Origin of the sequence: Mycobacterium talmoniae, from assembly GCF_001854525.1 — a bacterium.
Lineage (GTDB): Bacteria > Actinomycetota > Actinomycetes > Mycobacteriales > Mycobacteriaceae > Mycobacterium > Mycobacterium talmoniae.
On the sequence record NZ_MLQM01000047.1, the window covers coordinates 1 to 23,064 of the forward strand.

25 protein-coding genes are annotated in these 23,064 nt (G+C 69.6%); 11 read left to right on the plus strand and 14 right to left on the minus strand.

Annotated features, from left to right (window positions below; all coding sequences use genetic code 11):
* The coding region (locus BKN37_RS11035; RefSeq protein ID WP_131823568.1) for a hypothetical protein at positions 1-196 on the minus strand (196 nt) is incomplete at its 3' end.
* A gap of 192 nt (positions 197-388) precedes the next feature.
* Here BKN37_RS11035 and BKN37_RS11040 point away from each other — a divergent pair.
* Positions 389-1,138 carry a hypothetical protein gene (locus tag BKN37_RS11040; RefSeq protein ID WP_071025520.1) on the plus strand — a complete coding sequence of 250 codons (750 nt, stop codon included), beginning with the start codon at positions 389-391 and terminating at the stop codon, positions 1,136-1,138.
* Here BKN37_RS11040 and BKN37_RS11045 read toward each other — a convergent pair.
* Positions 1,128-1,556: a hypothetical protein gene (locus tag BKN37_RS11045; protein WP_071025523.1), complete on the minus strand. Its 429-nt coding sequence runs from the start codon at positions 1,554-1,556 to the stop codon at positions 1,128-1,130. The two genes, BKN37_RS11040 and BKN37_RS11045, sit on opposite strands and share 11 nt — an antisense overlap.
* 189 nt (positions 1,557-1,745) lie before the next feature.
* Entirely contained in the window at positions 1,746-2,636 is an 891-nt protein-coding gene (gene mshB, locus BKN37_RS11050) for an N-acetyl-1-D-myo-inositol-2-amino-2-deoxy-alpha-D-glucopyranoside deacetylase (protein WP_071025526.1), read from the minus strand.
* Between the two features lie 85 nt (positions 2,637-2,721).
* On the opposite strand from mshB, the gene BKN37_RS11055 reads away from it, so the two are divergent.
* Positions 2,722-3,324, plus strand: coding sequence for a TetR/AcrR family transcriptional regulator (locus tag BKN37_RS11055; RefSeq protein WP_071025529.1), 603 nt, complete (start codon positions 2,722-2,724; stop codon positions 3,322-3,324).
* Here BKN37_RS11055 and BKN37_RS11060 read toward each other — a convergent pair.
* The 3 genes from BKN37_RS11060 to BKN37_RS11070 form a co-directional block, all read right to left on the minus strand.
* Positions 3,321-5,204 (minus strand): ABC transporter family substrate-binding protein, encoded by a 1,884-nt coding sequence (locus BKN37_RS11060; RefSeq protein WP_071025532.1) that lies wholly within the window; start codon positions 5,202-5,204, stop codon positions 3,321-3,323. The two genes, BKN37_RS11055 and BKN37_RS11060, sit on opposite strands and share 4 nt — an antisense overlap.
* A gap of 44 nt (positions 5,205-5,248) precedes the next feature.
* Positions 5,249-7,150, minus strand: coding sequence for a translational GTPase TypA (gene typA, locus BKN37_RS11065; RefSeq protein ID WP_071025535.1), 1,902 nt, complete (start codon positions 7,148-7,150; stop codon positions 5,249-5,251).
* Between the two features lie 202 nt (positions 7,151-7,352).
* The gene (locus tag BKN37_RS11070; protein ID WP_071025539.1) at positions 7,353-8,564 is read right to left on the minus strand and encodes an RNA-guided endonuclease InsQ/TnpB family protein; all 1,212 of its coding nucleotides are present in this window, start codon (positions 8,562-8,564) and stop codon (positions 7,353-7,355) included.
* Positions 8,565-8,592: 28 nt separating this feature from the next.
* Between BKN37_RS11070 and tnpA the strand changes: the two genes are divergently transcribed.
* Together tnpA and BKN37_RS11080 are read left to right on the plus strand one after the other, a co-directional pair.
* Positions 8,593-9,000: an IS200/IS605 family transposase gene (gene tnpA, locus BKN37_RS11075; protein ID WP_071025542.1), complete on the plus strand. Its 408-nt coding sequence runs from the start codon at positions 8,593-8,595 to the stop codon at positions 8,998-9,000.
* Positions 9,001-9,119: 119 nt separating this feature from the next.
* The gene (locus BKN37_RS11080; protein WP_071025545.1) at positions 9,120-10,271 is read left to right on the plus strand and encodes an Mrp/NBP35 family ATP-binding protein; all 1,152 of its coding nucleotides are present in this window, start codon (positions 9,120-9,122) and stop codon (positions 10,269-10,271) included.
* A gap of 79 nt (positions 10,272-10,350) precedes the next feature.
* Here the strand turns inward: BKN37_RS11080 and tatB are convergent, their stop codons facing one another.
* From tatB to sigE, 4 genes are all read right to left on the minus strand, one after another.
* A complete protein-coding gene (gene tatB / locus BKN37_RS11085) occupies positions 10,351-10,740 on the minus strand; it encodes a Sec-independent protein translocase protein TatB (protein WP_071025548.1) in 390 nt (129 codons plus the stop codon).
* Positions 10,741-12,243, minus strand: a complete 1,503-nt coding sequence (gene htrA / locus BKN37_RS11090; protein ID WP_207547232.1) for a serine protease HtrA — start codon at positions 12,241-12,243, stop codon at positions 10,741-10,743. It lies immediately after the preceding gene.
* A gap of 63 nt (positions 12,244-12,306) precedes the next feature.
* On the minus strand, positions 12,307-12,702 hold the full coding sequence (rseA, locus tag BKN37_RS11095) for an anti-sigma E factor RseA (RefSeq protein ID WP_071025554.1): 396 nt from the start codon (positions 12,700-12,702) through the stop codon (positions 12,307-12,309).
* A 126-nt stretch (positions 12,703-12,828) separates the two neighbouring features.
* Positions 12,829-13,584, minus strand: a complete 756-nt coding sequence (sigE, locus tag BKN37_RS11100) for an RNA polymerase sigma factor SigE (protein WP_071025557.1) — start codon at positions 13,582-13,584, stop codon at positions 12,829-12,831.
* A gap of 194 nt (positions 13,585-13,778) precedes the next feature.
* Between sigE and BKN37_RS11105 the strand changes: the two genes are divergently transcribed.
* From BKN37_RS11105 to BKN37_RS11130, 6 genes are all read left to right on the plus strand, one after another.
* Positions 13,779-14,447, plus strand: a complete 669-nt coding sequence (locus BKN37_RS11105; protein ID WP_071025560.1) for an O-methyltransferase — start codon at positions 13,779-13,781, stop codon at positions 14,445-14,447.
* 123 nt (positions 14,448-14,570) lie between these two features.
* A complete protein-coding gene (locus BKN37_RS11110) occupies positions 14,571-15,215 on the plus strand; it encodes a TetR/AcrR family transcriptional regulator (RefSeq protein ID WP_071025563.1) in 645 nt (214 codons plus the stop codon).
* Positions 15,205-16,131, plus strand: coding sequence for an ABC transporter ATP-binding protein (locus BKN37_RS11115; protein WP_071025566.1), 927 nt, complete (start codon positions 15,205-15,207; stop codon positions 16,129-16,131). The genes BKN37_RS11110 and BKN37_RS11115 overlap by 11 nt, the downstream gene beginning before the upstream one ends.
* The gene (locus BKN37_RS11120) at positions 16,128-17,771 is read left to right on the plus strand and encodes an ABC transporter permease (protein WP_095407055.1); all 1,644 of its coding nucleotides are present in this window, start codon (positions 16,128-16,130) and stop codon (positions 17,769-17,771) included. The genes BKN37_RS11115 and BKN37_RS11120 overlap by 4 nt, the downstream gene beginning before the upstream one ends.
* Before the next feature lie 10 nt (positions 17,772-17,781).
* Positions 17,782-18,456 (plus strand): methyltransferase family protein, encoded by a 675-nt coding sequence (locus BKN37_RS11125; RefSeq protein ID WP_071025570.1) that lies wholly within the window; start codon positions 17,782-17,784, stop codon positions 18,454-18,456.
* A gap of 16 nt (positions 18,457-18,472) precedes the next feature.
* Entirely contained in the window at positions 18,473-19,147 is a 675-nt protein-coding gene (locus BKN37_RS11130; RefSeq protein WP_071025574.1) for a methyltransferase family protein, read from the plus strand.
* A gap of 77 nt (positions 19,148-19,224) precedes the next feature.
* Here BKN37_RS11130 and glgC read toward each other — a convergent pair whose 3' ends face one another.
* Complete coding sequence (gene glgC, locus BKN37_RS11135; protein ID WP_071025577.1) at positions 19,225-20,439, minus strand: glucose-1-phosphate adenylyltransferase; 1,215 nt, start codon at positions 20,437-20,439, stop codon at positions 19,225-19,227.
* 176 nt (positions 20,440-20,615) lie between these two features.
* Between glgC and glgA the strand changes: the two genes are divergently transcribed.
* Positions 20,616-21,779 carry a glycogen synthase gene (glgA, locus tag BKN37_RS11140; RefSeq protein WP_071025582.1) on the plus strand — a complete coding sequence of 388 codons (1,164 nt, stop codon included), beginning with the start codon at positions 20,616-20,618 and terminating at the stop codon, positions 21,777-21,779.
* A 13-nt stretch (positions 21,780-21,792) separates the two neighbouring features.
* On the opposite strand, the gene BKN37_RS11145 is transcribed toward glgA, so the two are convergent.
* The 3 genes from BKN37_RS11145 to BKN37_RS11155 form a co-directional block, all read right to left on the minus strand.
* Positions 21,793-21,960 carry a DUF3117 domain-containing protein gene (locus BKN37_RS11145; protein ID WP_003406247.1) on the minus strand — a complete coding sequence of 56 codons (168 nt, stop codon included), beginning with the start codon at positions 21,958-21,960 and terminating at the stop codon, positions 21,793-21,795.
* A gap of 159 nt (positions 21,961-22,119) precedes the next feature.
* Entirely contained in the window at positions 22,120-22,674 is a 555-nt protein-coding gene (locus BKN37_RS11150) for a DNA-3-methyladenine glycosylase I (RefSeq protein WP_071025585.1), read from the minus strand.
* Entirely contained in the window at positions 22,671-23,030 is a 360-nt protein-coding gene (locus tag BKN37_RS11155) for a DivIVA domain-containing protein (protein WP_071025588.1), read from the minus strand. The genes BKN37_RS11150 and BKN37_RS11155 overlap by 4 nt, the downstream gene beginning before the upstream one ends.
* Positions 23,031-23,064 lie beyond the last annotated feature (34 nt).

The window sequence follows — 23,064 nt, forward strand, 5'->3', positions numbered from 1 at the left end:
GGACCCGTGCCGCGCTGGCACACAAATCGGCCAGGTCATCGCCGCGGGCGGTCATCGCCAGGGCGGCCTCGTCGGCGTTGAGCACCACACCGTCGCGGGCGCGGCGCAGCACCCGGCGCAGCGCCGACGGGCTGGGTCTGGGCGGCACGACCGGGGCGGGCAGGATGGTCGGCTCGTCACCTGGAGTCAGCGGCACGTGGGTGTAACCTCCGTCCGGCCGCGTTTCATCCGCGCGGCCCGACAATCTGAGACCCGTGCGCCTGCCATGTTGATCCACAGTAGCGCCAGCGTTGCGCCGCCGGGTGGGCGCGGGGGCACTCGGGCGGCCCGGCATCCGCGTCGGCGATGCACCAACGATCCCGCCCGCCGTCCCGGTACATTCACGCCCATGTCCGACCGCGTTTCCGTTCCGTCGTTCATCAGGCCGGCCGCCGCGGCCGTCACCGCCACCGCGGTGCTGCTGGCCCCTGCGGTCACGCCGCCCACCGTCCAGCTCGCCCATCCGGCGGCGACACTGTCCGCGGCGGTGCAGGACCTGGGGATGGATCTGCTGGACCCGGTGGTGGGCCTCGCGCAACAATTCGATCCCGGCGTCGTCGCCGACGCCGCGATAACCGCCCCGGCCTCGATTGCCACGTCGATCGGTGACGCCATCGAAAATCTCTATCTCACCGTCGAACCGTGGGTGCGCTACGGCGTCACCGTTGCCCAGTGGGCGGTGGGCTGGGTGCCCTTCGTCGGGCTCTTGGCGCCGCAGCTCACCATCTTCTACGACCTGGGCGAGTCGGTGGTGCAGAGCGGGCTGTTCAACACGATCGATGTGCTGGACGGCAGCGTCGGCTTCTTCCAGGGGCTGAGCAACTTCGGCGCCGACACGGCGGCGGCGTTCAACACCTTCATCACCGATCAAATCAACTGGGTGCTGCACTTCTTGCCGCCGTTCCCGCCGCTCGCGCTCAGCACCGACGGACTGCTGGACGCCGCGAGCAGCTTCACCGACGCCACCGCCGCGACCGACGTCCTCAGCAGCCTGTTCGACGCCGGCGCACTGGGTGATTTGGGCGGATTGTTCGACTTCAGCCCGCTCTCGGAGCTGGGCTCGGACCTCGGTGGCCTGCTGCTGGGCCTCATCCCCTGAGCGGTCTGCGGTAGCGGCGCCACCACAACAACGCGGCCGGCGGCGCGGCGCCCACCACGATCATTAACAGCGCCCCGTAGGCCATCACCCCGCGCCCGGCGAAGATGAAGTCGTCGCCGGGGCCGCCAAACGTCATCGCGGCCACGGTCAGCAGCCAGGTCCACAACGGCACCGCGGCCAGCCGCAGCGATTTCGTCCAGTGGGTGGCGGCCCACACCAGGACCGCGTTGACCACCCCGCTGACCACGGCACTGATCGGAAACGGGAACCGCCCGATATAACTGGGCAGCAGCAGCGCCGCGGTCACCGCGGAGAGCACGCCGTCGACCCCCAGCAGCGTCAGCACGACGAACCGGAACCCCCGATCGGTGGCGCCGGTGTCGTCAGCCGACCCGGCGCGTGGTTCGGCAACGGTCAAGTCGGCATGCTGTCCAGCTGCGCAACCAACGAACCCACCACCCACTGATAGCTGTCCATCCAGTACTGCCAGTGCTCCAAGTTGGGGTCCAGGTCGGGATCCATGCCAATACCTTCCGTGGGCTGCCTGCGTCCGGGAGCCTACCGCGTGCGGTCTGCCATGTCGTCGGCTCGGGTGGGTAAATCCGGGCTACGACGCCCCTAGATCGAGGCCGGCCAGCAGATCGGTCTCCCAGCCGCGCGCGTCGCGCTCCCCCGCCACCCCGGCGGCCAACACGTAGTGCTCACTGGCCAGGATCGGCAGCGCCACCTTGTTGGACAGGGCAAATGCCCGGCCGGTGGGCCCGACACTGACCTGGGTGGCGTGCGCCGACATCGCCGCCACCTTGGCCGGCAGCACCTCCGCGCCCTCGATGACGGCGTCGATCCGGTCGTCGGGGTACCCGAAATCCAGTTCGCCGTCCGGTGTGTGGACCCATTCGGGCAGCAGATCGGCGGGGCGCAGCCCCTGCAGCCCGGCCTCGATCGCGCCCGCCGACATCACCGTCCAGTAGAACTTCGGCACCGACCACGGCTCACCCGCACCGGCGCCGTCGGCCGCGGCGGCGACGGCGGCGGTGGTGACCCGGTGGGTCTGCACGTGGTCGGGATGGCCGTACCCGCCGCGGGGGTCGTAGGTGACAACGACGTGGGGACGCAGCGCGCGGATGATCGCCACCAGCGCGCCGACCGCCACGCCCTCGTCGGCGTCGACGAACCGCGGCCGGCCCCGCGGTGGCGTCCCGGCCATGCCCGAGTCGCGCCAGCGGCCCGCTCCGCCCAGAAAGATCGGCGCCGGCACGCCCAGCGCCCGCAACGCCGCCGATAGCTCGCCGATGCGATAACCGCCGAGCTGGTCGGCGGCGCCGACCGCCAACTGGGCCCAGCGGTCGCCGATGACCTCGCCCTCCTCACCGAGCGTGCACGTCACCACCTGCACCTGGGCGCCGCGGGCCGCGTAGTGCGCGATGGTCGCGCCGGTGGTCAGCGTCTCGTCATCGGGATGGGCGTGTACGAACAGTAGCCGGGGGTGCGACGACATCCGCAAAACACTACTCCGCGCCGACAATTCCGCCCGTAGTAGCCGCCAGCGTTCCTTGCGCGGCGCCCGCGGCTACTATCGGGGCATGTCCGCGCACGCCGATGTCGTCCCGCACCCCGTCCGCAGCCGTCGGCGCGGCAAAGAACTCGAGTGCGCGCTGTATGACGCGACGCTGGCCGAGTTGACCGCCGTCGGATACGGCCGGCTGACCATGGAAGGGGTTGCCGCCCAGGCCCGCACCGGCAAAGCCGCGCTGTACCGGCGCTGGTCGAGCAAGCACGACCTGGTGCAGGCGGCGTTGCAGTATGCGCTGCCGCCGCTGCCGGAACCGCGGGCCGACCGGTCGGCGCGCGACAATCTGCTGGCGGTGTTCATTGCGCACCGGGACGTGCTGGCCGGCAAAACCGCGTTCCCGGGGCTGGCCATCATCGGCGAGGTCTTCCACGAACCGGAACTGCGGTCCATCTTCGCCGATGCGGTGGTGGCGCCGCGGCTCGCGATCATCGAATCGATCCTGCAGGCCGGGGTGCGGGCCGGCGAGATCGACGCGGGCACCCTCACCCCGCTGACCGCGCGGATCGGGCCGGCGTTGATCAACCAGCATGTGCAGCTCAACGGCGCGCCGCCGACCCGGCGCGAACTGATCGCGATCGTCGACACGGTGATCCCGCGCCCGCCGGGTGGTTAGGGGGTTTTCGACCAGTCGCCGGCGTCGCCGACGATGCCGACCGGCACCGCGCCGGACAGGCTGACGTCCGCCACGCTGGGCCCGGCGGCCACGATGGTGGTGTCCTGCAGGATCGGCAGCACCGTCGCCAGGTTCCACAGCCGCGGCTCGACCGCGGTGATCACCTCGTCGATGTCCTTGCTGCCGTTGAGTGCCGCCTCGATGTTGGACTGCAGGCTGCGGTCACAGATGCCGGTGACGTTCGACGGGGCCTGCACCAGCGCCCCGGCCGGCGGTTTCGTCGGGGTGTGCGTCGGCGCGGCGGGCGTCGGCGGCGTCGACGACGACGTGGTGGTGGTCGGTTCCGCACCCGGCGTCGACACCGCGGTGGCCTCCAGGGCCGTGCAGCCGTAGCGCGAGGCCAGCAGCGTCGCCAAATCCCCGCCGGCCTGGCGCCAACTGACGATGGCGTCCACCTGGTTGTTGGTCAGCGCGTCGCGGTACAGCTTGACCGGGTCCAGCGCCAGCACGGTGGCCGCGATGCCGACGTTGCGGAGCTGGTCGGCGGCGGTGTTGGCGACCGCCACCGCCGTCGGGTCGTTGGACGCCACCCCGATCACGAAGGACAGCTGGTCGCCGGCCATGCTGACCCGGCCGCGGGTGACCTCCGGGGCGTGGGACTCCGCCGGGGTGGCCGGTGCCCCCGACGGGGGCGGCACCGACGCCGGCGGCGCGTCCTTCTCGATCTGATACCCGGAGGCCTGCAGCAGCGCCAGCGCCGCCGCGGTGGTCATCGCCGGCGGCGCGGTCGGCACGTAACCCGGGTCGCTGGGCGCCCGGATCTGCGCCTGATCCAGCGTGACGGTGTTGTCGCTGCCGGCCCCGACCGCGGCCAGCAGGTCCACATCGAGCAACCCCAGGATCGCCTTGCGGACCTGGGCGTCAGCCAGTTTGGGCTGGTTGGCCCGCAGCGCCAGCTCCAGCACCCGCGGGGCCACGATCCGGGCGGTGCGCACATCCGGGATGGCCGACAGCTGAGCAAACGCCGCCGAACCGCCGTGCACCTGGGCGACCTGGGTGTCGCCGTTGCGGATCGAGTCGGCCAGCGCCGCCGGGGCGCCGGCCCGGCGGAACAAGATGAGATCCGGTTTGGCCGGCGGACCCCAGTACCGGTCGTTGCGGGCCAGCAGGATCGCGTCGCGCTGCGGGTCGATGTTCTCCACCCGGAATTGGCCGCCGGTGACCGGCAGCGCCCGGGCCAGCCCGGCCGGGAAGCCGCCCGGCACGTCCTTGACGATGTGGGCGGGCAGCAGATTGCTGAACAGCTCCCGCCACGCCGGGTAGGGCTGGGCGAACGTCACGACCGCCTGTTTGCCGCCTTCCACCGACTGCACCGAGGTGATCAGGTCGTAGCCGGCGGGATCGACCACCCCGGGCTGGCTGACCATCTGCTGCCACAGGTACCAGAAGTCGTCGGCGGCGATCGGGGCGTTGTCCGTCCAGGACGCCTCCGGCCGGATCTTGTAGGTCACCGTGAACGGATTCTGGGAGGTCACCGCCGCCGACACCAGCAGCGTCGGATCCATCTCCCAACGCGACCCCGTCGCGGTGGCGGGGTCGGGAATCGGGCGAAACGCGCTGGGCAACACCAACGCGCTGATCGCCGCGTTGACCGACGACAGGTCCGACACCAGGTGCGGGTTGAAGCCGGCCCCGATCCAGTCGATGCCGACGATGATCTGGTTGATCCGCTGCGGCGGCGGCACCGTGCTCTTCGACGTCTCGCTGCTCTGCGGGGCCGGCGGCGGGTTGACCGTGCACGCCGACATGGTCAGCAGCAACGTCGACACCAGCGCGCCCAGCGCCACGCGGGCGCGGTGGTCGGGTCTCGGCACGCCCATCAGGGTATCGGGGGCGGTTCGTGAGGCCGTGGGCGTCCTTAACGTCACCCGCGCGGCGCGGCGCCAGCCTTGGCGCGGGACCGGGCCCGCGCCCGCAAGTTGGCGTCGAGCTCCACCTTGCGGACCCGCACCACCTCCGGGGTCACCTCCACACACTCGTCCTCGGCGCAGAACTCCATTGCCTGCTCCAGGCCGAGCTCCAGCGGCCGGGCCAGCGTCTCCATCACGTCGGCGGTCGACGACCGCATGTTGGTCAGCTTCTTCTCTTTGGTGACGTTGATGTCGAGATCCTCGGCGCGCGGGTTGATCCCCACCACCTGGCCCTCGTAGGTGTCCTCGCCGGGTTCGACGAAGAACTGGCCACGGTCGGCCAGCTGGATCATGGCGAATGGGGTGATCGACCCGCTGCGGTCCGAAACCAGCGACCCCGTGTGCCGCGCCTTGATTTCGCCCGCCCACGGCCGGTAGCCGTCGAAAACGGCGTTGGCGATACCGGTGCCGCGGGTCAGCGTGAGGAAGTCGGTGCGGAAACCGATCAGGCCGCGGCTCGGCACGATGAAGTCCATCCGCACCCAGCCGGCGGCGTGGTTGGTCATCTCCTCCATACGTCCCTTGCGGGCGGCCATCAGCTGGGTGATCGCGCCGACGAACTCCTCGGGGCAGTCGATGGTCATCGCCTCGAACGGCTCGTGCAGCTTGCCGTCGATGGTCTGGGTGACGACCTGCGGCTTGCCGACCGTCAGCTCGAAGCCCTCGCGACGCATCTGTTCGACCAGCACCGCCAGCGCCAGCTCACCGCGGCCCTGGACCTCCCAGGCGTCGGGCCGGCCGATGTCGACAACCTTGATCGACACGTTGCCGACGAGTTCGGAGTCCAACCGCGACTTCACCATCCGCGCGGTGAGCTTGTGGCCGGAGACTTTGCCCGCGAGCGGGGAGGTGTTGGTGCCGATGGTCACCGAGATCGCCGGCTCGTCGACAGTGATGCGCGGCAACGCGTGGGCGTGGTCCGGATCGGCCAGCGTGTCGCCGATCATAATCTCGGGGATACCCGCGACCGCCACGATATCCCCGGCCGTCGCCTCCTCGGTGGGGGTCCGCTCGACGCCCTCGGTGACCAGCAGCTCGGTGATTTTGGCGGTGGTGATCACCGGATGGCCATCCACCTCGCGCATCCAGGCCACCTGCTGACCCTTGCGGATGCGGCCCTTGTAGATCCGGATCAGCGCCAGTCGACCGAGGAACGACGACGCGTCGAGGTTGGTGACCAACGCCTGTAACGGGGCCTCGGGATCACCCTGCGGCGGCGGGATGTGCTCGAGCAGGACGTCGAACAGCGCATCCAGGTTGTCGCCGTCGGGGTTCTCGCCGTTGGCCGGTTCGGTAGTGCTGGCGATGCCGGCCCGGCCGGAGGCGTAGAGCGTAGGCAGGTCGAGCGCCTTCTCGGCCGCCGCTTGCGCCTCGTCGTCGAGGTCGGACGCAACATCGAGCAGCAGGTCGTGGCTCTCCTCGACGACCTCGGCGATCCGCGCGTCGGGCCGGTCGGTCTTGTTGACCACCAGGATCACCGGCAGGTGCGCGGCCAGCGCCTTGCGCAGCACGAACCGGGTCTGCGGCAGCGGGCCCTCCGAGGCGTCGACCAGCAGCAACACCCCGTCGACCATGGACAGCCCGCGTTCCACCTCGCCGCCGAAGTCGGCGTGGCCGGGGGTGTCGATCACGTTGATGACGGTGACGGTGCCGTCGCCGTGGTGGCGATGCACCGCGGTGTTCTTGGCCAGGATCGTGATGCCCTTTTCGCGCTCCAGATCCCCGGAGTCCATGATGCGTTCTTTGGCGTCGTCACCGCGGACGTGCAGCGCGCCGGACTGTCGCAGCATGGCGTCGACCAGGGTGGTTTTGCCGTGGTCGACGTGGGCGACGATGGCGACATTGCGGAAGTTCACCTGGTGATTCTCGCAGCGCAGGCGGCTAATCGCGAAAACGCGGTGACCGGGGTCACGCTCGCCGAGGTCGACGCCAGCGTGATGCCTTCGCGCACTTTTCCGCGCCAGCGTCGATCTGGGCGTCGGAGACCCGCGTGTCGGGCTGTGGACGGCCTACGCGTTGACGTGCTCCCCGCCTTGAATGGCGGGGATTCCCGCGCGGCTATGCCGCGGTTGGGGTGCTTCCTGTTTCATCGCCCTGTGCCTCCCGAGTGGTGGGAGGACTTAGCGGGGCTCCACAGGCGTTTCGTCTCTCCGCCCGCCCGGCGGCGAGAATGACTTTGGCGGCGTTGTGGTCGCGGTCGTGGACCACTCGGCACGCCGGGCACGTCCACTGCCGGATTTGCAGCGGCAGTTCGTCGAGCCGATGCCCGCATGCTGAGCAGGTTTTGCTCGACGGTAACCACCGGGACACCGTGTGTAGGGTGCGCCCGTAGCGGTCGGCTTTCTCGCCGATGATCCGCACGAACTGGCCCCACCCCGCATCTGAAATCGCCCGAGCGAGGCGACGGTTTTTGACCATGCCCACGATGTTGAGATCCTCGACGTGGATCACTTGGTTCTCGCGAACCAACGCCAAAGCCTGCTTGTGGTGATAGTCCCGCCGCGCACGAGCGACCTCGTTGTGCGCGACCGCGACCTTGCGCCGCGACTTGTCCCTGTTGTTCGATCCTTTCTGCCGGCGGGACGTCTCCCGCTCCAACCTGGCAAGCTTGCGCAGCTTGCGATCCAGATGCTTCGGATTCGCTATGTCGGTGCGCCGCCCATCTGTTGCCGCGATGGTCGCCAACCGGGTGATCCCCACATCCACCCCGGCCTCGCGTTGCACCGCCGGCAGCGGTGTGGCAGGCACGCCGACAACGAAACTGGCATAGAAATGACCGCCCGGTTCGGCGATGATCGTGACGCTCGACGGCACGCTGGGCAACTCCCGTGACCACCGCACCCGCACTTCGCCGACCTTGGCCACAAACAACCGGCCGTTGGGCTTCAGGCTGAATCCGTTGCGGGTGAGCCGAAACGACTGCCGGTGATCCTTGCGGGACTTGAATCGGGGCCGGCCGACCCTGCGGCCCTTGCGTTTCCCGCTGGTCGAGTCGAAGAAGTTGCGCCAAGCGCGGCGGGAGTCGTTGACCGACTGCACCAACGCCACACTGGGCACCTCGCACAACCAGGCCCGCGCCTCGGTGGTCTTCGCCTGGGTGATCACCCGGCGCTGGATCTCGCTGTCCGACAACTTCACCCCCGCCCGATAGGCCTCGGCGCGCACCCGCAGCGCGTCGTTGAACACCACCCGGCAACATCCGAACACCCGCGCCAGCATCGACTGCTGGGCCGGTGTCGGATCGATGCGATACCGATAACGCATCTGCATACCGACACCGTAGAAGAGCCCACCGACAATGCAGACCTACCGCCGCGCCCGGCACAGCGTGTCGCTGCTGCACACCCACCTCGTATCCGTGACCAACTACCAGCGCAAGGTGTTCAACGACGCCATGCTCAGCTACGCCGAACACATCACGGGCAGCGTGTGCGCCGAACTCGACATCGACCTGAACGAATTCAACGGCGAGGCCGACCACGTTCACCTGCCAGTGGCCTATCCACCCACCGCGGCGGTATCGGCCCTGGCGCAGCACCCCAAGAGCCGCGCCGCCCACGCCGTGCGCCGCGAGTCCACCGGCGCGCGTGTCCGTGCCCGCATACGCGACCACCTCTGGTCGCCGTCCCACTTCGCGGTCTCCTGCCGAGGCGCACCCTTGTCGATCAATAAGCAGTACATCGACGGACAAACCCGCCCACTCTAAACGGCGGGCTCCGCCCGCCGAAAAGCGGGATGGGCTCACCCCGGACTGAAGTCCGACGCTTGCGCCCAAGACGCCGGTCACTACTGACCGGTACGGGCGGGCGCCTAGACTCGGCGGTGATGTCTGAGCCTCGCGATACCGACCCCGACCTGACCGCCGCGATCCGCGCCGCGCTGGCCAAGGTGATCGACCCCGAGCTGCGGCGCCCGATCACCGAACTCGGCATGGTCAAGGGCATCGAGGTGGGCCCCAACCGCGAAGTGAACGTGGGGATCTACCTGACGATCGCCGGGTGCCCGATGAAAGCCGAGCTCAGCGAGCGGGTCACCCGGGCCGTCACCGACGTTCCGGGCACCGGCGCGGTCACCGTCACCCTGGATGTGATGAGCGACGAGCAGCGCACCGAGCTGCGCAAACGGCTGCGCGGCGACGCCGCCGAACCGGTGATCCCGTTCGCCCAGCCCGGCTCGCTGACCCGGGTGTACGCCGTCGCGTCCGGCAAGGGCGGGGTGGGCAAGTCCAGCGTGACCGTCAACCTGGCCGCGGCGCTGGCGGCCCGCGGGCTGTCGGTCGGGGTGCTCGACGCCGACATTTACGGGCACTCCATCCCCCGGATGATGGGCACCACCGAGCGGCCCACCCAAGTCGAGTCGATGATCCTGCCGCCGATCGCCCACGAGGTGAAGGTGATCTCGATCGCGATGTTCACCCAGGGCAATACCCCGGTGGTGTGGCGGGGCCCGATGCTGCACCGCGCGCTGCAGCAGTTCCTGGCCGACGTGTACTGGGGTGACCTGGACGTGCTGCTGCTGGATCTGCCGCCGGGCACCGGCGACATCGCCATCTCGGTGGCGCAGCTGATCCCGGGCGCGGAAATCCTGGTGGTGACCACACCCCAGCTGGCCGCCGCCGAGGTGGCCGAACGCGCCGGGGCCATCGCACTGCAGACCCGCCAGCGCATCGCCGGGGTGGTGGAGAACATGTCCGGGCTGCTGATGCCCGACGGGTCGACGCTGCAGGTGTTCGGCGAGGGCGGCGGTGCGCAGGTGGCCGAGCGGCTGTCCCGCGCCGTCGGCGCCGAGGTGCCGCTGCTGGGCCAGATCCCGCTGGATCCGGAGATCGTCAAGGCCGGTGACCGCGGCGTCCCGATCGTGCTGGCCGACCCCGACGCGGCGGTCAGCAAGGAGCTGCGCTCCATCGCCGACACGCTGGCGTCGCGCCGCCGCGGCCTGGCCGGGATGTCGCTGGGCGTGGCCCCGACCCCCAAGTAACCGCGGCGAGCAGACGCAAAAGCACCCCAAACGGGCGGTTTCGGGGTGCCTTTGCGTCTGCTCGCGGCCCTAGGTCGGCTTAGGTCGCGTCGGTATCGAACGGGGCCGGGCTGCCCGGCGGGGCCTCCGGGCGAGCCGGCGGGGCCGGGCTGACCGGCGGGGGCGCCGTCGGCTGGTCAAAGCTGCCGGTGAACAGCGAGTCGTCGCCGTCGAGCAGATGTTTGGTCAGCGCCGCCCGCGGGGTCATCCCGCGCAGTTTCTGCAGCTCGCTGAGCGGCCCGCGCAGGTCGTCGAACTCCGGGCCGATCTCCTCGCGCAGCTGACTGGTCGCGCTGGACAGGTAGTCGCGGGCCTGCCGCAGCGCGTTGGCGCTCCACCGGATCGCGCCGGGCAGCCGCTCGGGGCCCAGGATCACCAGCCCGACCACCACCAACACCAGCATTTCGCCCCAGCCGACGTTGGCGAACACTTAGCCCTCCGGGCCCGCCGCGGGGGTCACCGTCAGCGTGACGTGCCGGCCCTCGCGGACCACCTCGATCGGGGCGTCCTGCCCGATGGCCAGCTGCCGCACCGCGACCACGAACTCGTCGGCGTCGGCGACGTTGCGGTCCCCCACCTTGACGATCACGTCGTTTTCCAGGATGCCGCCCTTCTCCGCCGGGCTGCCCTGTTTGACGTTGGCGACCTGCGCGCCGGAGGCCACCGCGTTGCTCACCGACCGCACGTTGACGCCCAGCGTCGGGTGCACGATCTTGCCGTCGCGGATCAGGGTTTCGGCCACCGTCTTCATCTCTTTGACCGGGATCGCGAACCCCAGCCCGCTGGCGCTGTCCGACAGCGACTTACCGGCGGTGTTGATCCCGATCACGTTGGAGTCCATGTCGATCAACGGGCCACCGGAGTTGCCGTGGTTGATCGAGGCGTCGGTCTGCACCGCGTCGATCACGGTGTCGGTGTCGGAGTCCTCCCCGGACAGCGGCACCGGGCGGTGCAGCGCGCTGACGATGCCGTGGGTGACGGTGCTGCGCAGCCCCAGCGGCGCCCCCGCGGCCAGCACCTCGTCCCCGACGCGCAGCTTGTCGGAGTCGCCGAGCCGGGCCACCGTCAGGTTGTTGACGTTGTCGACCTTGAGCACCGCCAGGTCGGTTTTGGGGTCGCGACCGACCAGGTTGGCCAGCACCTCTTTGCCGTCGTTGAATACCACGGTCATCTTGAACTTGCCCGGGTTCAGCGCCGCCTCGGAGATGACGTGATTGTTGGTGACGATGTAGCCCTTGCCGTCGATCACCACCCCGGAACCCTGCATGCCCTCTTCGTCGCTGACCACCTCGATGGTGACCACCGAATTGGCCACCGCGTCGGCGACCTTGGCGAACCGGCCGGCGGGCTCTTCGGCGTTGCCGGCGGTGGACAACGTCACCTTGGATTTGGTCAGCGCCTCCACGTACTCGGCCGATTTGCTGCCGAAGCAGCCACCGACGAACCCGATCAGCAGGGCCAGAACGCCCAGCACCGCCAGCGCCCAATAGGACACCCGCCCGCCGAACAACACGTCGCGGACCCCGAGCTTGTCGAGGGTGCCGCTGACCCGGGCCGGCGGCGGTGCCAGCGCCGGGGTGCCTAACGCGGCTCCGGCGCCCGGATCGCGCCACGGGTCGTCGGGCTCCTCCAGCAGGTCGCGGTCCTTGTCGCCGTCCAGCGCGCCGGCGTCGGCCGGGTGGCGCTGCAGCGACTCCGTCGTCGCCGCGGGGCGACCGAACGCTTCGGCCAGCACCGGGTCCGGCGGCAGGTCGTGCGGGGTGAACTCGCCCTGGTCGGCGTACTTGCGCGGGCGCAGCCCCTCGGCCACAAACGATCCGTCGACCCCGGCGGGGCGGCCGAACGCCTGACGCGACGCGGGGTCGACCGGCGGACGGTAGATGGGGCGTGGTTCCAGGCGGTGACGGCCGGGAGTTTCCTGGTTGGTGCTCACGTCATCCTCTTCTGAGCGCAGTAACCGCACACTACGGGCCCGAGCGCGGCGGTTGGACTCACCCTACCGGCGCTTGCGGCGCTCACGCGTACCGCCGTCGGCGAACTGATCGGGCAGCTGGGAGGGCTCGGGGTCCGGCGGGGTGTGCGGAATCTGCGACAACAGGCCGAGCAGGTTACTGGGGATGCTGATCGGCCGCGAATCGCGCAAAGCCGCGCGCGCCCGGCTCTGGCCCTCGACCTCGGCGGCGCATTCGGCGCACAACGAGAGGTGGTGGGCGGCGCGCAGATGCGCGTTCATCCGCAGCTCACCGTCGACAAAGGCGGCGATCGCCTCGGTGGACAGATGCTCGGTGGAACCGAACTGGCGCGGCGCACCGACCGGGGCGTCGCTTTGCGAGGCGAACTGGGACGGCAGCCAGGAGAACGCGCGGCGGAACACTTGTCCCCGGTCGGCCATCACCTACTCCTCTCCGCATTCCGGATCGATTCTGCCAGCGCACTACCTCGAATGTAGCGCGCTGACACGCACCGGACACGCGGGAGCGGCTCGCGTCGGGACGGCATGGCCGGGACGGATTCGGCCTCAGCTGGCGGCGGTGACGCCGTCGTGGTGCTCGGGGTGCGCCGCCAAGTAGTCGCGCAGCGCCTGGCGGCCGCGGTGGATGCGGCTGCGCACCGTGCCCAGCTTCACCCCCAGCGTGGCGCCGATCTCCTCATACGACAGACCCTCGATGTCACACAGCACCACCGCGGCCCGGAACTCCGGCGGCAACGAGTCCAGGGCGGCCTGCAGGTCAGGGCCCAGCCGGGAATCGTGGTAGATCTGCTCGGGGTCGGGTTCGTCGGCGGGCACCCGGTCGTAATCCTCGGGCAGCGCCTCCATCCGGATGCGGGCGCGCCGGCGCACCATGTCCAAAAACAGGTTGGTGGTGATGCGGTGCAGCCAGCCCTCGAAAGTGCCGGGCTGATAGTTGTGCACCGACCGGAACACCCGGATGAACGTCTCCTGGGTCAGGTCTTCGGCGTCGTGCTGGTTGCCGGAAAGCCGGTAGGCCAACCGGTACACCCGGTCGGCGTGTTGTCGCACCAACTCGTCCCACGACGGCAACGTCGCCTTGTCCCCCGTCGCGTCGAACACCGCAGTACCCTGCAGCTCCTCGGACGGCTCGACCCAGTCAACGTCGTGGCGCTGTTCTGGATGGGACATGCTGACCGGACTCATCAGTGTGGTGATGTTCGGATCCTCCAACTCGTAGGCGCCAGGGGTTGGCAGCCGATCAACCGGGCCAACGCGATGCGGCTCGCGTGTATTCCCGGACCAGCTCCGACCACGTTCCATGCCGCTACCATTTCGCACCGGCGTGTGGCGGCTATGTGCCCGCACTGAACATTGACTAAGAAACCATCTTGTAACCCCGTTGCGCTGCGGATACTCTGCTTGACTCGGCTTCGGCGGCGACGACGGCTCGGGCGTGTCGCGGTGCGTGGGCGCGCCTGCTCGGCGCCGGCCCCGATTGGACCTACGCTGCGGGCATGGCCAGCACCAACCACCCCTCCGATCAGGCGACCTCGTCCCGGCAGGCCGACGCCATCTCCGCGCACGCCGAGGCGTCGATCACCGAGGACGTGATCCTGGCGGCGGCCCGCGACCGCGCCGACGACATCGGCGTCGGCGCCGTCACACCGGCGGTCGGGGCGCTGCTGAGCCTGCTGGCCAAGCTCAGCGGCGGCAAAGCCGTCGTCGAGGTCGGCACCGGCGCCGGGGTCAGCGGCCTGTGGTTGCTGTCGGGGATGAGCGAGGACGGCGTGTTGACCACGATCGACATCGAGCCCGAACATCAGCGGATCGCCAAGCAAGCGTTCACCGAGGCCGGGATCGGCCCGTCCCGGATGCGGTTGATCAGCGGCCGGGCGCAGGAGGTGCTGACCCGGCTCGCCGACGAGTCCTACGAGTTGGTGTTCATCGACGCCGACCCGCTGGACCAGCCCAGCTATGTGGTGGAGGCGGTGCGGCTGCTGCGTCCCGGCGGCGTCGTCGTCGTGCACCGCGCCGCGCTGGGCGGGCGCGCCGGCGACCCGAGCGCCCACGACCGGGAGGTGACCGCGGTGCGGGAGGCGGCGCGGCTGATCGCCGAAGACGAACGGCTCACCCCGGCGTTGATCCCGCTGGGCGACGGCCTGCTGGCCGCCGTCCGCGACTAGCGTCCCCCGCCCTTCCGGCGAGCAGACGCAAAAGCCCCCATTTCCTGCCGAAATGAGGGGCTTTTGCGTCTGCTCGCGGTCGGTGCTTGACGCTCGATTGAACGTGCGTTTAACCTATTGAACATGCGTTCAAGCGACCTGACGACGAGCGCCCGGATCCGCGATGCGGCGATCGAGCAGTTCGGTCAGCACGGCTTCGGGGTGGGTCTGCGCACCATCGCCGAGGCCGCCGGGGTGAGCGCGGCCCTGGTGATCCACCACTTCGGCTCCAAGGACGGGCTGCTGCAGGCCTGCGACGACTACGTCGCCGAGGAGGTCCGGCAGGAGAAGTCCGAGGCCATCCGGTCCAACGATCCGGCCACCTGGTTCGCCCAGCTGGCCGAGATCGAGTCCTTTGCGCCGCTGATGGCCTACCTGGTGCGCAGTATGCAGTCGGGCAGCCCGTTGGCGAGGACGTTGTGGCGCAGGATGATCGACAACACCGCGGAGTACCTCGACGAAGGTGTTCGCGCCGGCACCGTCAAGCCCAGCCGCGATCCCCAGGCCCGCGCGAAGTATCTGGCGATCACCGGCGGCGGCGGCTTCCTGCTGTATCTGCAGATGCACGACACCCCCACCGATCTGCGTGCGGTGCTGCGCGACTACGCCCAAGACATGGTGCTGCCGGCCCTGGAGGTCTCCACCGAGGGCCTGCTGGCCGACCGCACCATGTACGACGCCTTCCTCGCCCAATCCGACGCCGACCAAGGAGAAGCCAATGCCGGGTAACGACTCCCCCATCGAGATCCGGGGCCTGACCAAAAACTTCGGCGCGGTGCGGGCGTTGGACGGCCTCGATCTCACGGTGCGGCCGGGCGAGGTGCACGGCTTCCTGGGCCCCAACGGCGCCGGCAAGTCGACGACGATCCGCATCCTGCTGGGTCTGGTCAAGGCCGACGGCGGCACCGTGCGGCTGCTCGGCGGCGACCCGTGGACCGACGCGGTCGCCTTGCACCGCCAGATCGCCTATGTGCCCGGCGATGTGATGCTGTGGCCGAACCTCACCGGCGGCGAAACCATCGACCTGCTGGCCCGCCTGCGCGGCGGCATCGACGAGCAGCGCCGGGCCGAACTGATCGACCGCTTCGAGCTGGACCCGCAGAAGAAGGCCCGCACCTATTCCAAGGGCAACCGGCAGAAGGTGTCGCTGATTTCGGCGTTCTCCTCGCGGGCCCGGCTGCTGCTGTTGGATGAGCCGAGCAGCGGACTGGACCCGTTGATGGAGAACGTCTTTCAGCAGTGCGTCGGGGAAGCGCGGGACCGCGGCGCAACGGTGCTGCTGTCCAGCCACATCCTGGCCGAAACCGAGGCGCTGTGCGAACGGGTCACCATCATCCGGGCCGGTCAGACGGTGGAAAGCGGCTCGTTGGACTCCCTGCGCCACCTGAGCCGGACCTCGATCAAAGCCGAGCTGACCCGGAATCCGGGTGATCTCACCCGGATTCCGGGGGTGGACGACGTCAGCTTCGAGGGCACCACCGTGCGGGCCCAGGTCGACAGCGCCAGCCTCGGTGAACTCATCCGGGTGCTCGGCGACGCCGGGGTCCGCAGCTTGGTCAGCCAGCCGCCGACGCTCGAAGAGTTGTTCCTGCGCCACTACGACACCGGCGACGGCCAACGCGCACCCCAGGAGGTCCGGCGATGACCACCACCTTGGATCGGCCGCCTGGACCGGACCACCAAGCGGCACACCGCAGTTCGAGCTTCACCGGCACGTTGGGGCTGCTGCGGCTGTACCTGCGCCGCGACCGGGTCGTGCTGCCGCTGTGGGTGTTGCTGCTGTCGGTGCCGCTGTCCAGCGTCTACATCGGCAGCGTCGCGAAGGTGTACCCGGATCAGGCCCAGCGCGCCGGATTCGCGGCCTCGATCATGGCCAGCCCGGCCCAGCGCGCGTTGTACGGTCAGGTCTACAACGACAGCCTCGGCGCGGTGGGCATCTGGAAAGCCGGGATGTTCCATCTGCTGATCGCGGTCGCGGTCATTCTCACCGTGATTCGGCATACCCGCGCCGATGAGGAGACCGGCCGCACCGAGTTGATCGACTCGACCGTGGTGGGCCGCTACGCCATCCTGACCGCCGCGCTGCTGGTGGGGTTCGGGGCGTCGCTCGCCACCGGGGTGATCGGTGCGGCGGGCCTGCTGACCACCGACGTCGCCGCCAGCGGGTCGCTGGCGTTCGGGGCGGCGCTGGCCGGCTCGGGACTGGTGTTCACCGCGGTCGCCGCGGTGGCCGCGCAGTTGTCGCCGAGCGCCCGGGTCGCGCGCGGCACCGCGTTTAGCGTGTTGGGCGCGGCGTTCACGCTGCGCGCGGTCGGGGATGCCGGCTCCGGCACGCTGTCGTGGCTGTCCCCGCTGGGCTGGTCGCTGCAGGTGCGGCCCTATGCGGGCGAACGGTGGTGGGTGCTGGTGCTGCATGTCGCGACGGCGACCGTGCTGACCGCGCTGGCCTACCGGCTGTTGGCGCGCCGCGACGTCGGGGCCGGGCTGATCGCCGAACGTCCCGGCCCCGCCCGGGCGACACCCGCGCTGGCGGGCGCCTTCGGCTTGGCCTGGCGGCTGGACCGCGGCGCGCTGCTGCTGTGGACGGTGGGTTTGGGCCTGTACGGCTTGCTGATCGGCAGCGTTGTGCACGGTCTGGGCGGCGAGTTGGGCACCAGCGGGACCGCGCACGACATCGTGGTCCGGATGGGCGGCACCGGCGCACTGGAGCAGGCCTTCGTCGCGGTCGCGTTTTCCATGCTGGGCATGGTGGCCGCCGCGTTCGCGATCTCGTTGACCCTGCGGCCGCACCAGGAGGAGGCGGGCCAGCGGGCCGAGCCGCTGCTGGCCGGTGCGGTGAGCCGGCCCCGTTGGCTGGCCAGCCATCTGGTGATTGCGCTGGGCGGATCGGCCGCGGCGCTGCTGCTGGCCGGTGCGGTGGCCGGACTGGCGTACGGCGTGGCCGCCGGCGATGTCGGCGGCAAGCTGCCCGCGGTGCTCGGCAGCGCCGCGGTGCAGCTGCCCGCGGTGTGGCTGCTGGCGGCGGTGACGGTCGCGCTGTTCGGCGTGGTTCCCCGGTTCACCCCGGTGGCCTGGGGGGTGCTGGTCGGGTTCGTTGCGCTGTACCTGCTGGGGTCGTTGTCCGGGGTGTCGCAGTGGCTGCTGGACCTCGAACCGTTCGCCCATATCCCGCGGGTGGGTGCCGGCGCCATCGACGCGGCCCCGCTGCTGTGGCTGCTGGCGCTCGACGCGGCGCTGATTGCATTGGGATCAGCGGCTTTTCGGCATCGCGATATCCGAAACTAGGGAGGTTGTCGTGAAAACCATTGGCAAACTCACACTATCGAGTGTCTGGGGCATCGCCGTGTTCGTCGCGTTGCTGTTCGTGCCCGCCGGCACCTTGCATTACTGGCAGGGCTGGGTTTTCCTGATCGTGTTTGCACTTTCTACCTGGATCCCCAGCCTCTACTTGCTGCGGACCAATCCTGCGGCGCTGGAGCGGCGGATGCGGGCCGGCCCGCTGTCGGAAACCAGGCTGCTGCAGAAGGTCATCATCTCCATCGCGTTGCTTTCGCTGCTAGGGATGGTCGTGCTCAGTGTGCTTGACCACCGCTTCGGCTGGTCGTCGGTGCCGGCCACGGTGTCACTGGTTGGCGACGTCCTGGTTGCGCTGGGGCTGGCGGTCTGCATGTTGGTGGTCATCCAGAACGGCTATGCGGCCGCCAACGTCACCGTCGAGAGTGACCAACGGCTGGCATCCACCGGACTGTACGGTCTGGTGCGGCACCCGATGTACACCGGAAACGTGATCCTGATGATCGGTATCCCGCTCGCGCTCGGCTCGTATTGGGGGCTGGTTCTGATCCTGCCCGGGCTCGTCGTGCTCGGCCTGCGCATCCGCGATGAAGAAGAACTGCTCGGGCAGGAATTGGCCGGCTACCAGGAGTACCGGCGGCGGGTGCACTACCGCCTGGTCCCCTACGTGTGGTGACGGAAGGCAACCGATCGTGAAGCTCATCCTGCAAACCGTGGGCTACGGATTCTTCGCCCTGGTCGTGTTCGGCCTGCTGTTGTTTTGGCCCGCAGGGACGTTCGACTACTGGCAGGCCTGGGTGTTTCTTGCCATCTACGCCGTGGCGGCGGTCGCCCCCACCCTCGCCTGGGGGCCCAGGAACCCGGCCGTGCTGCAGCGGCGGATCCGCGGCGGCCCGGCAGCCGAAACCCGCGCCGCGCAAAAGCTCGCCGTCACCGGCCTGTTCGCGGCGTTCGGCTCGTTGCTGGTCGTCAGCGCCCTGGACCACCGGTTCGGGTGGTCAACCGCGCCGACGGCCGTGTCGGTGGTCGGCGACGTAGTGCTGGCGGTCGGTTTGGGCCTCGGCATCCTGGCCGTCGCGCAGAACAGTTATGCCGCCGCCAATGTCACCGTCGAGGCGGAGCAGCCCGTGATTTCCACCGGCCTGTACGGGCTGGTTCGCCATCCGATGTACTTCGCCCTGGTGATCATGATGGTCGGCATTCCGCTGGCGCTCGGTTCCTACTGGGGGCTCGCGGGTGCGGTCGGCGGCGTACCGTTCCTGGCGCTGCGGATCGCCGACGAGGAGAAGATGCTCACGAACGACCTCGTCGGATATCGCGCGTACACCCAGCAGGTGCACTACCGGTTGCTGCCCTACGTGTGGTGAGTGACACGCCGAACGTGCGCTGGTGGCGGGATTCTCGCCGATTTTCCGCCGTGGTTGCACGCTCGGCGCGGGGCGGTCTAGATCCAGACGCCCTTGCCCACGGCGACGACGCCGCCGGCGCTGATCGCGAAGCGTTCCCGGTCTTTGTCCAGGTCCACCCCGACCATCTCGCCGGGTCCCACCACCACGTTCTTGTCCAGGATGGCGTGGCGCACCACCGCGCCGCGGCCCACCCGGGCACCGGGCATGATGACGCTGCCCTCCACGATCGCGCCGTCGTCGACCACCACATTCGACGACAGCACCGAGTTGCGCACCGACCCCGCCGAGATGATGCTGCCGGCCCCCACCACCGACTCCTGCGCCGAGCCGCCGTTGACGAACTTGGCCGGCGCCAGGTTCTCCGTCGCCCCGCGGATCGGCCACCGCTTGTTGTACAGGTTGAAAATCGGGTGCACCGACACCAAATCCATGTGGGCGTCGTAGAACGCGTCCAGCGTTCCCACGTCGCGCCAGTAGCCGCGGTCGCGGTCGGTGGCGCCGGGCACCTCGTTGTCGGAGAAGTCGTAGACCGCCGCCATCCCGTCGTCCACCAGCCGCGGAATGATATCGCCGCCCATGTCGTGGTCGGAGTGGTCGTCGTCGGCGTCGGCGCGGATCGCGTCGATGAGCACCTTGGTGGTGAAGATGTAGTTGCCCATCGAGACGTAGGTGACCTCGGGGTCGTCCGGGGTGCCGGGTGGCTCCGGCGGCTTCTCGACGAAGCTGCGGATCCGGCCGGACTCGTCGGCGTCGATGCAGCCGAACGCGGTCGCCTCGGCGCGCGGCACCCGGATACCGGCCACCGTCGCCCCGGCGCCGCTGCGGATGTGGAACCGGACCATCTGCTCGGGGTCCATCCGGTAGACGTGGTCGGCGCCGAACACCACGATGTAGTCCGGATCCTCGTCGAAGATCAGGTTCAGCGACTGGTAGATCGCGTCGGCCGACCCGGTGTACCAGCGCGGGCCCAGCCGCTGCTGGGCCGGCACCGGGGTGATGTACTCCCCGGCCAACCCGGACAGCCGCCAGTTCTGCGAGATGTGCCGGTCCAACGAATGCGATTTGTACTGGGTCAGCACACAGATGCGCAGATACCGCGCGTTGACCAGATTGGACAGCACGAAGTCGATGAGCCGATACGCGCCGCCGAAGGGAACCGCGGGTTTGGCCCGGTCCGCGGTCAGCGGATGCAGCCGCTTGCCCTCCCCGCCGGCCAGGACAATGCCCAGCACATGTGGCGCTTCCCTCATGGGATAAACCTATCGGCCGCTGCAAACCCCTGCCAGGGCAACCGGGGATTGGGCAGGTCGACGCCGCCGCCTCCGCGGGCCGTTGCCCGGCCCGCATCGTCACCGCTCAACCCGATGGTCCGCCGCCTCCGCGGGCCGTTGCACGGCCCGCATCGTCGCCGAACTACCGTTCCGGTATGCGGGTGGCGATGATGACCCGGGAATATCCCCCGGAGGTGTACGGCGGCGCCGGGGTGCACGTCACCGAACTGACCGCCCAGCTGCGTCGGCTCTGCCAGGTCGACGTGCACTGCATGGGGTCCCCCCGCGCGGGCGTGTTCGTGCATCAGCCCGACCCGGCGTTGCGCGGCGCCAACCCGGCCCTGTCCACGCTGTCGACCGACCTGGTCATGGCCAACGCCGCCGCGGACGCCACCGTGGTGCACTCGCACACCTGGTACACCGGGTTGGCCGGGCATCTGGCCGCGCTGCTCTACGACATCCCGCACGTGCTGACCGCGCATTCCCTGGAGCCGTTGCGGCCGTGGAAGGCCGAACAGCTCGGCGGCGGCTACCGGGTGTCGTCCTGGGTCGAACACGCCGCGGTGGGCGCCGCCGACGCCGTCATCGCGGTCAGCTCCGGGATGCGGGAGGACGTGCTGCGGGTGTATCCCGCGCTGGATCCCAACCGGGTGCACGTGGTGCGCAACGGCATCGACACCGAGGTGTGGCATCCGACCCCACCGCAGTCGGGCGAGTCGGTGCTGGCCGACCTCGGCGTCGACCCGGACCGGCCGATGGTGGCGTTCGTCGGGCGGATCACCCGGCAAAAGGGGGTCGCCCACCTGGTGGCGGCCGCGCATCGGTTCGACCCCAGCGTGCAGCTGGTGCTGTGCGCCGGGGCCCCCGACACCGCGCAGATCGCCGCGGAAGTGACCGTCGCGGTCGAGGCGCTGGCCCGGGTGCGCACCGGCGTGTTCTGGGTCCGGGACATGCTCCCGATCGGAGGGGTGCGCGAGATATTATCCGCAGCAACAGTTTTCGTTTGCCCGTCGGTGTACGAGCCGCTGGGTATCGTCAACCTGGAGGCGATGGCCTGCGCGACCGCGGTGGTGGCCTCCGACGTCGGCGGCATCCCGGAGGTGGTCGCCGACGGGATGACCGGGTCGCTGGTGCACTACGACCCCACCGACCCGGACCGCTACGAGCTCGCCCTGGCCGAGGCCGTCAACGCACTGGTCGCCGACACCGCGACCGCCGAGCGGTACGGTCGGGCCGGTCGTCAACGGTGTATCGACGAATTCTCGTGGGAGCACATCGCCGAGCAGACGGTGGATATCTACCGGAAGGTGTGCAGGTAGCGGTCAGCTGGATTCAGCTGGTGACGCCTTTGAGCTCGTCACCCAGCGCGGCAGCCTCGTCGGGGGTCAGCTCGACGACGAGCCGGCCGCCGCCCTCAAGTGGTACCCGCATCACGATGCCGCGCCCCTCCTTAGTCGCTTCCAGTGGACCGTCTCCGGTCCGGGGCTTCATCGCCGCCATCGAGTGCTCCCTCCAGATTTGAGCTGGCCCGTCGTCACGGACTTAGTCGGCGTCGGGTGTGCCCCGCCGTTGCCACTCCCGACGTTGAACTGCAAATTCACCCCCCCATTGTTCCCTATCGGCGACGACAGGTGTACCAGACCCGGTTCTCGGCGGGTCTCACCGCGCTGGCGGCACCCAGCAGGCCTGCAGGTGGTCATCGACCATCCCGGTGGCCTGCATCAGTGCGTAGGCGGTGGTGGGCCCCACAAACCGGAACCCGCGGCGCTTCAATTCGCGCGCCATGGCGGTGGATTCGGGGCTGAACGCCGGGATGTCGCCGGCGTCGACGGGCCGGGGCCGCGGCGCCGGCGCGAACGACCACAGCAACTCCGACAGGTCCACCCCGTCGGCCGCGCGGGCGTTGGCGATGGTGGCCTCGATCTTGGCCCGATTGCGGACGATCCCGGCGTCGGCCATCAGCCGGGCCACGTCGGCGTCGGTGTAGCCGGCGACCGTTTCGATGTCGAATCCGGCGAACGCGCGACGGAAGTTGTCCCGTTTGCGCAGGATGACCAGCCAGGACAGCCCGCTCTGGAAGGCCTCCAGGCTCATCCGCTCGAACAACGCCACCCGGCCGCGCAGCGGCCGGCCCCACTCCTGGTCGTGGTAGTCGCGGTACAGCTGGGAGCTGGTGGCCGCCCAGCCGCAGCGGACCCGCCCGTCGGAGGTCACGAGGGCGACTCCGGGTCCGGCCCGTCGTCCTCGGCGTCACCAGCGGGCTCGTCGGCGCCGCCGGCCGCCGCGGCGGCATGCACCGCGGCCAGTTGGCCGCGCAGCTGATCCAACTCTTGGCCCAGCCGGTCCAACACCCAGTCCACCTCGCTGGTCTTGTAGCCCCGCAGCACCTGGGTGAACTTGACCGCGTCGACGTCGGCGCCGGTGACCCCCGACGCCGGCAGCACGGTCGCGGTGGTGGCCCGCGGCAGCGGCGGCAGCGATTCGCCGCGACCGAACAGCACACTGGCCACGCCGAACAGCACCAGCGCGATCAGGACCAACACCACCAGGTAGAGCAGCACCAACGTCACGTCATCGATAGTGCCTCATGGCCCGGACAGCTTG

What these genes read in the sequence shown, in the direction of transcription:
- sigE (WP_071025557.1), bottom strand. Translation starts at nt 13,584, where the DNA reads ATGGAACGTGGTCGGAGCTGGTCCGGGAATACACGCGAGCCGCATCGC.
- BKN37_RS11105 (WP_071025560.1), top strand. Translation starts at nt 13,779, where the DNA reads ATGGCCAGCACCAACCACCCCTCCGATCAGGCGACCTCGTCCCGGCAG.
- glgA (WP_071025582.1), top strand. Translation starts at nt 20,616, where the DNA reads ATGCGGGTGGCGATGATGACCCGGGAATATCCCCCGGAGGTGTACGGC.
- BKN37_RS11110 (WP_071025563.1), top strand. Translation starts at nt 14,571, where the DNA reads ATGCGTTCAAGCGACCTGACGACGAGCGCCCGGATCCGCGATGCGGCG.
- BKN37_RS11120 (WP_095407055.1), top strand. Translation starts at nt 16,128, where the DNA reads ATGACCACCACCTTGGATCGGCCGCCTGGACCGGACCACCAAGCGGCA.
- BKN37_RS11070 (WP_071025539.1), bottom strand. Translation starts at nt 8,564, where the DNA reads ATGCAGATGCGTTATCGGTATCGCATCGATCCGACACCGGCCCAGCAG.
- rseA (WP_071025554.1), bottom strand. Translation starts at nt 12,702, where the DNA reads ATGGCCGACCGGGGACAAGTGTTCCGCCGCGCGTTCTCCTGGCTGCCG.
- BKN37_RS11145 (WP_003406247.1), bottom strand. Translation starts at nt 21,960, where the DNA reads ATGGCGGCGATGAAGCCCCGGACCGGAGACGGTCCACTGGAAGCGACT.
- BKN37_RS11040 (WP_071025520.1), top strand. Translation starts at nt 389, where the DNA reads ATGTCCGACCGCGTTTCCGTTCCGTCGTTCATCAGGCCGGCCGCCGCG.
- mshB (WP_071025526.1), bottom strand. Translation starts at nt 2,636, where the DNA reads ATGTCGTCGCACCCCCGGCTACTGTTCGTACACGCCCATCCCGATGAC.
- BKN37_RS11080 (WP_071025545.1), top strand. Translation starts at nt 9,120, where the DNA reads ATGTCTGAGCCTCGCGATACCGACCCCGACCTGACCGCCGCGATCCGC.
- BKN37_RS11060 (WP_071025532.1), bottom strand. Translation starts at nt 5,204, where the DNA reads ATGGGCGTGCCGAGACCCGACCACCGCGCCCGCGTGGCGCTGGGCGCG.
- glgC (WP_071025577.1), bottom strand. Translation starts at nt 20,439, where the DNA reads ATGAGGGAAGCGCCACATGTGCTGGGCATTGTCCTGGCCGGCGGGGAG.
- BKN37_RS11055 (WP_071025529.1), top strand. Translation starts at nt 2,722, where the DNA reads ATGTCCGCGCACGCCGATGTCGTCCCGCACCCCGTCCGCAGCCGTCGG.
- BKN37_RS11115 (WP_071025566.1), top strand. Translation starts at nt 15,205, where the DNA reads ATGCCGGGTAACGACTCCCCCATCGAGATCCGGGGCCTGACCAAAAAC.
- tnpA (WP_071025542.1), top strand. Translation starts at nt 8,593, where the DNA reads ATGCAGACCTACCGCCGCGCCCGGCACAGCGTGTCGCTGCTGCACACC.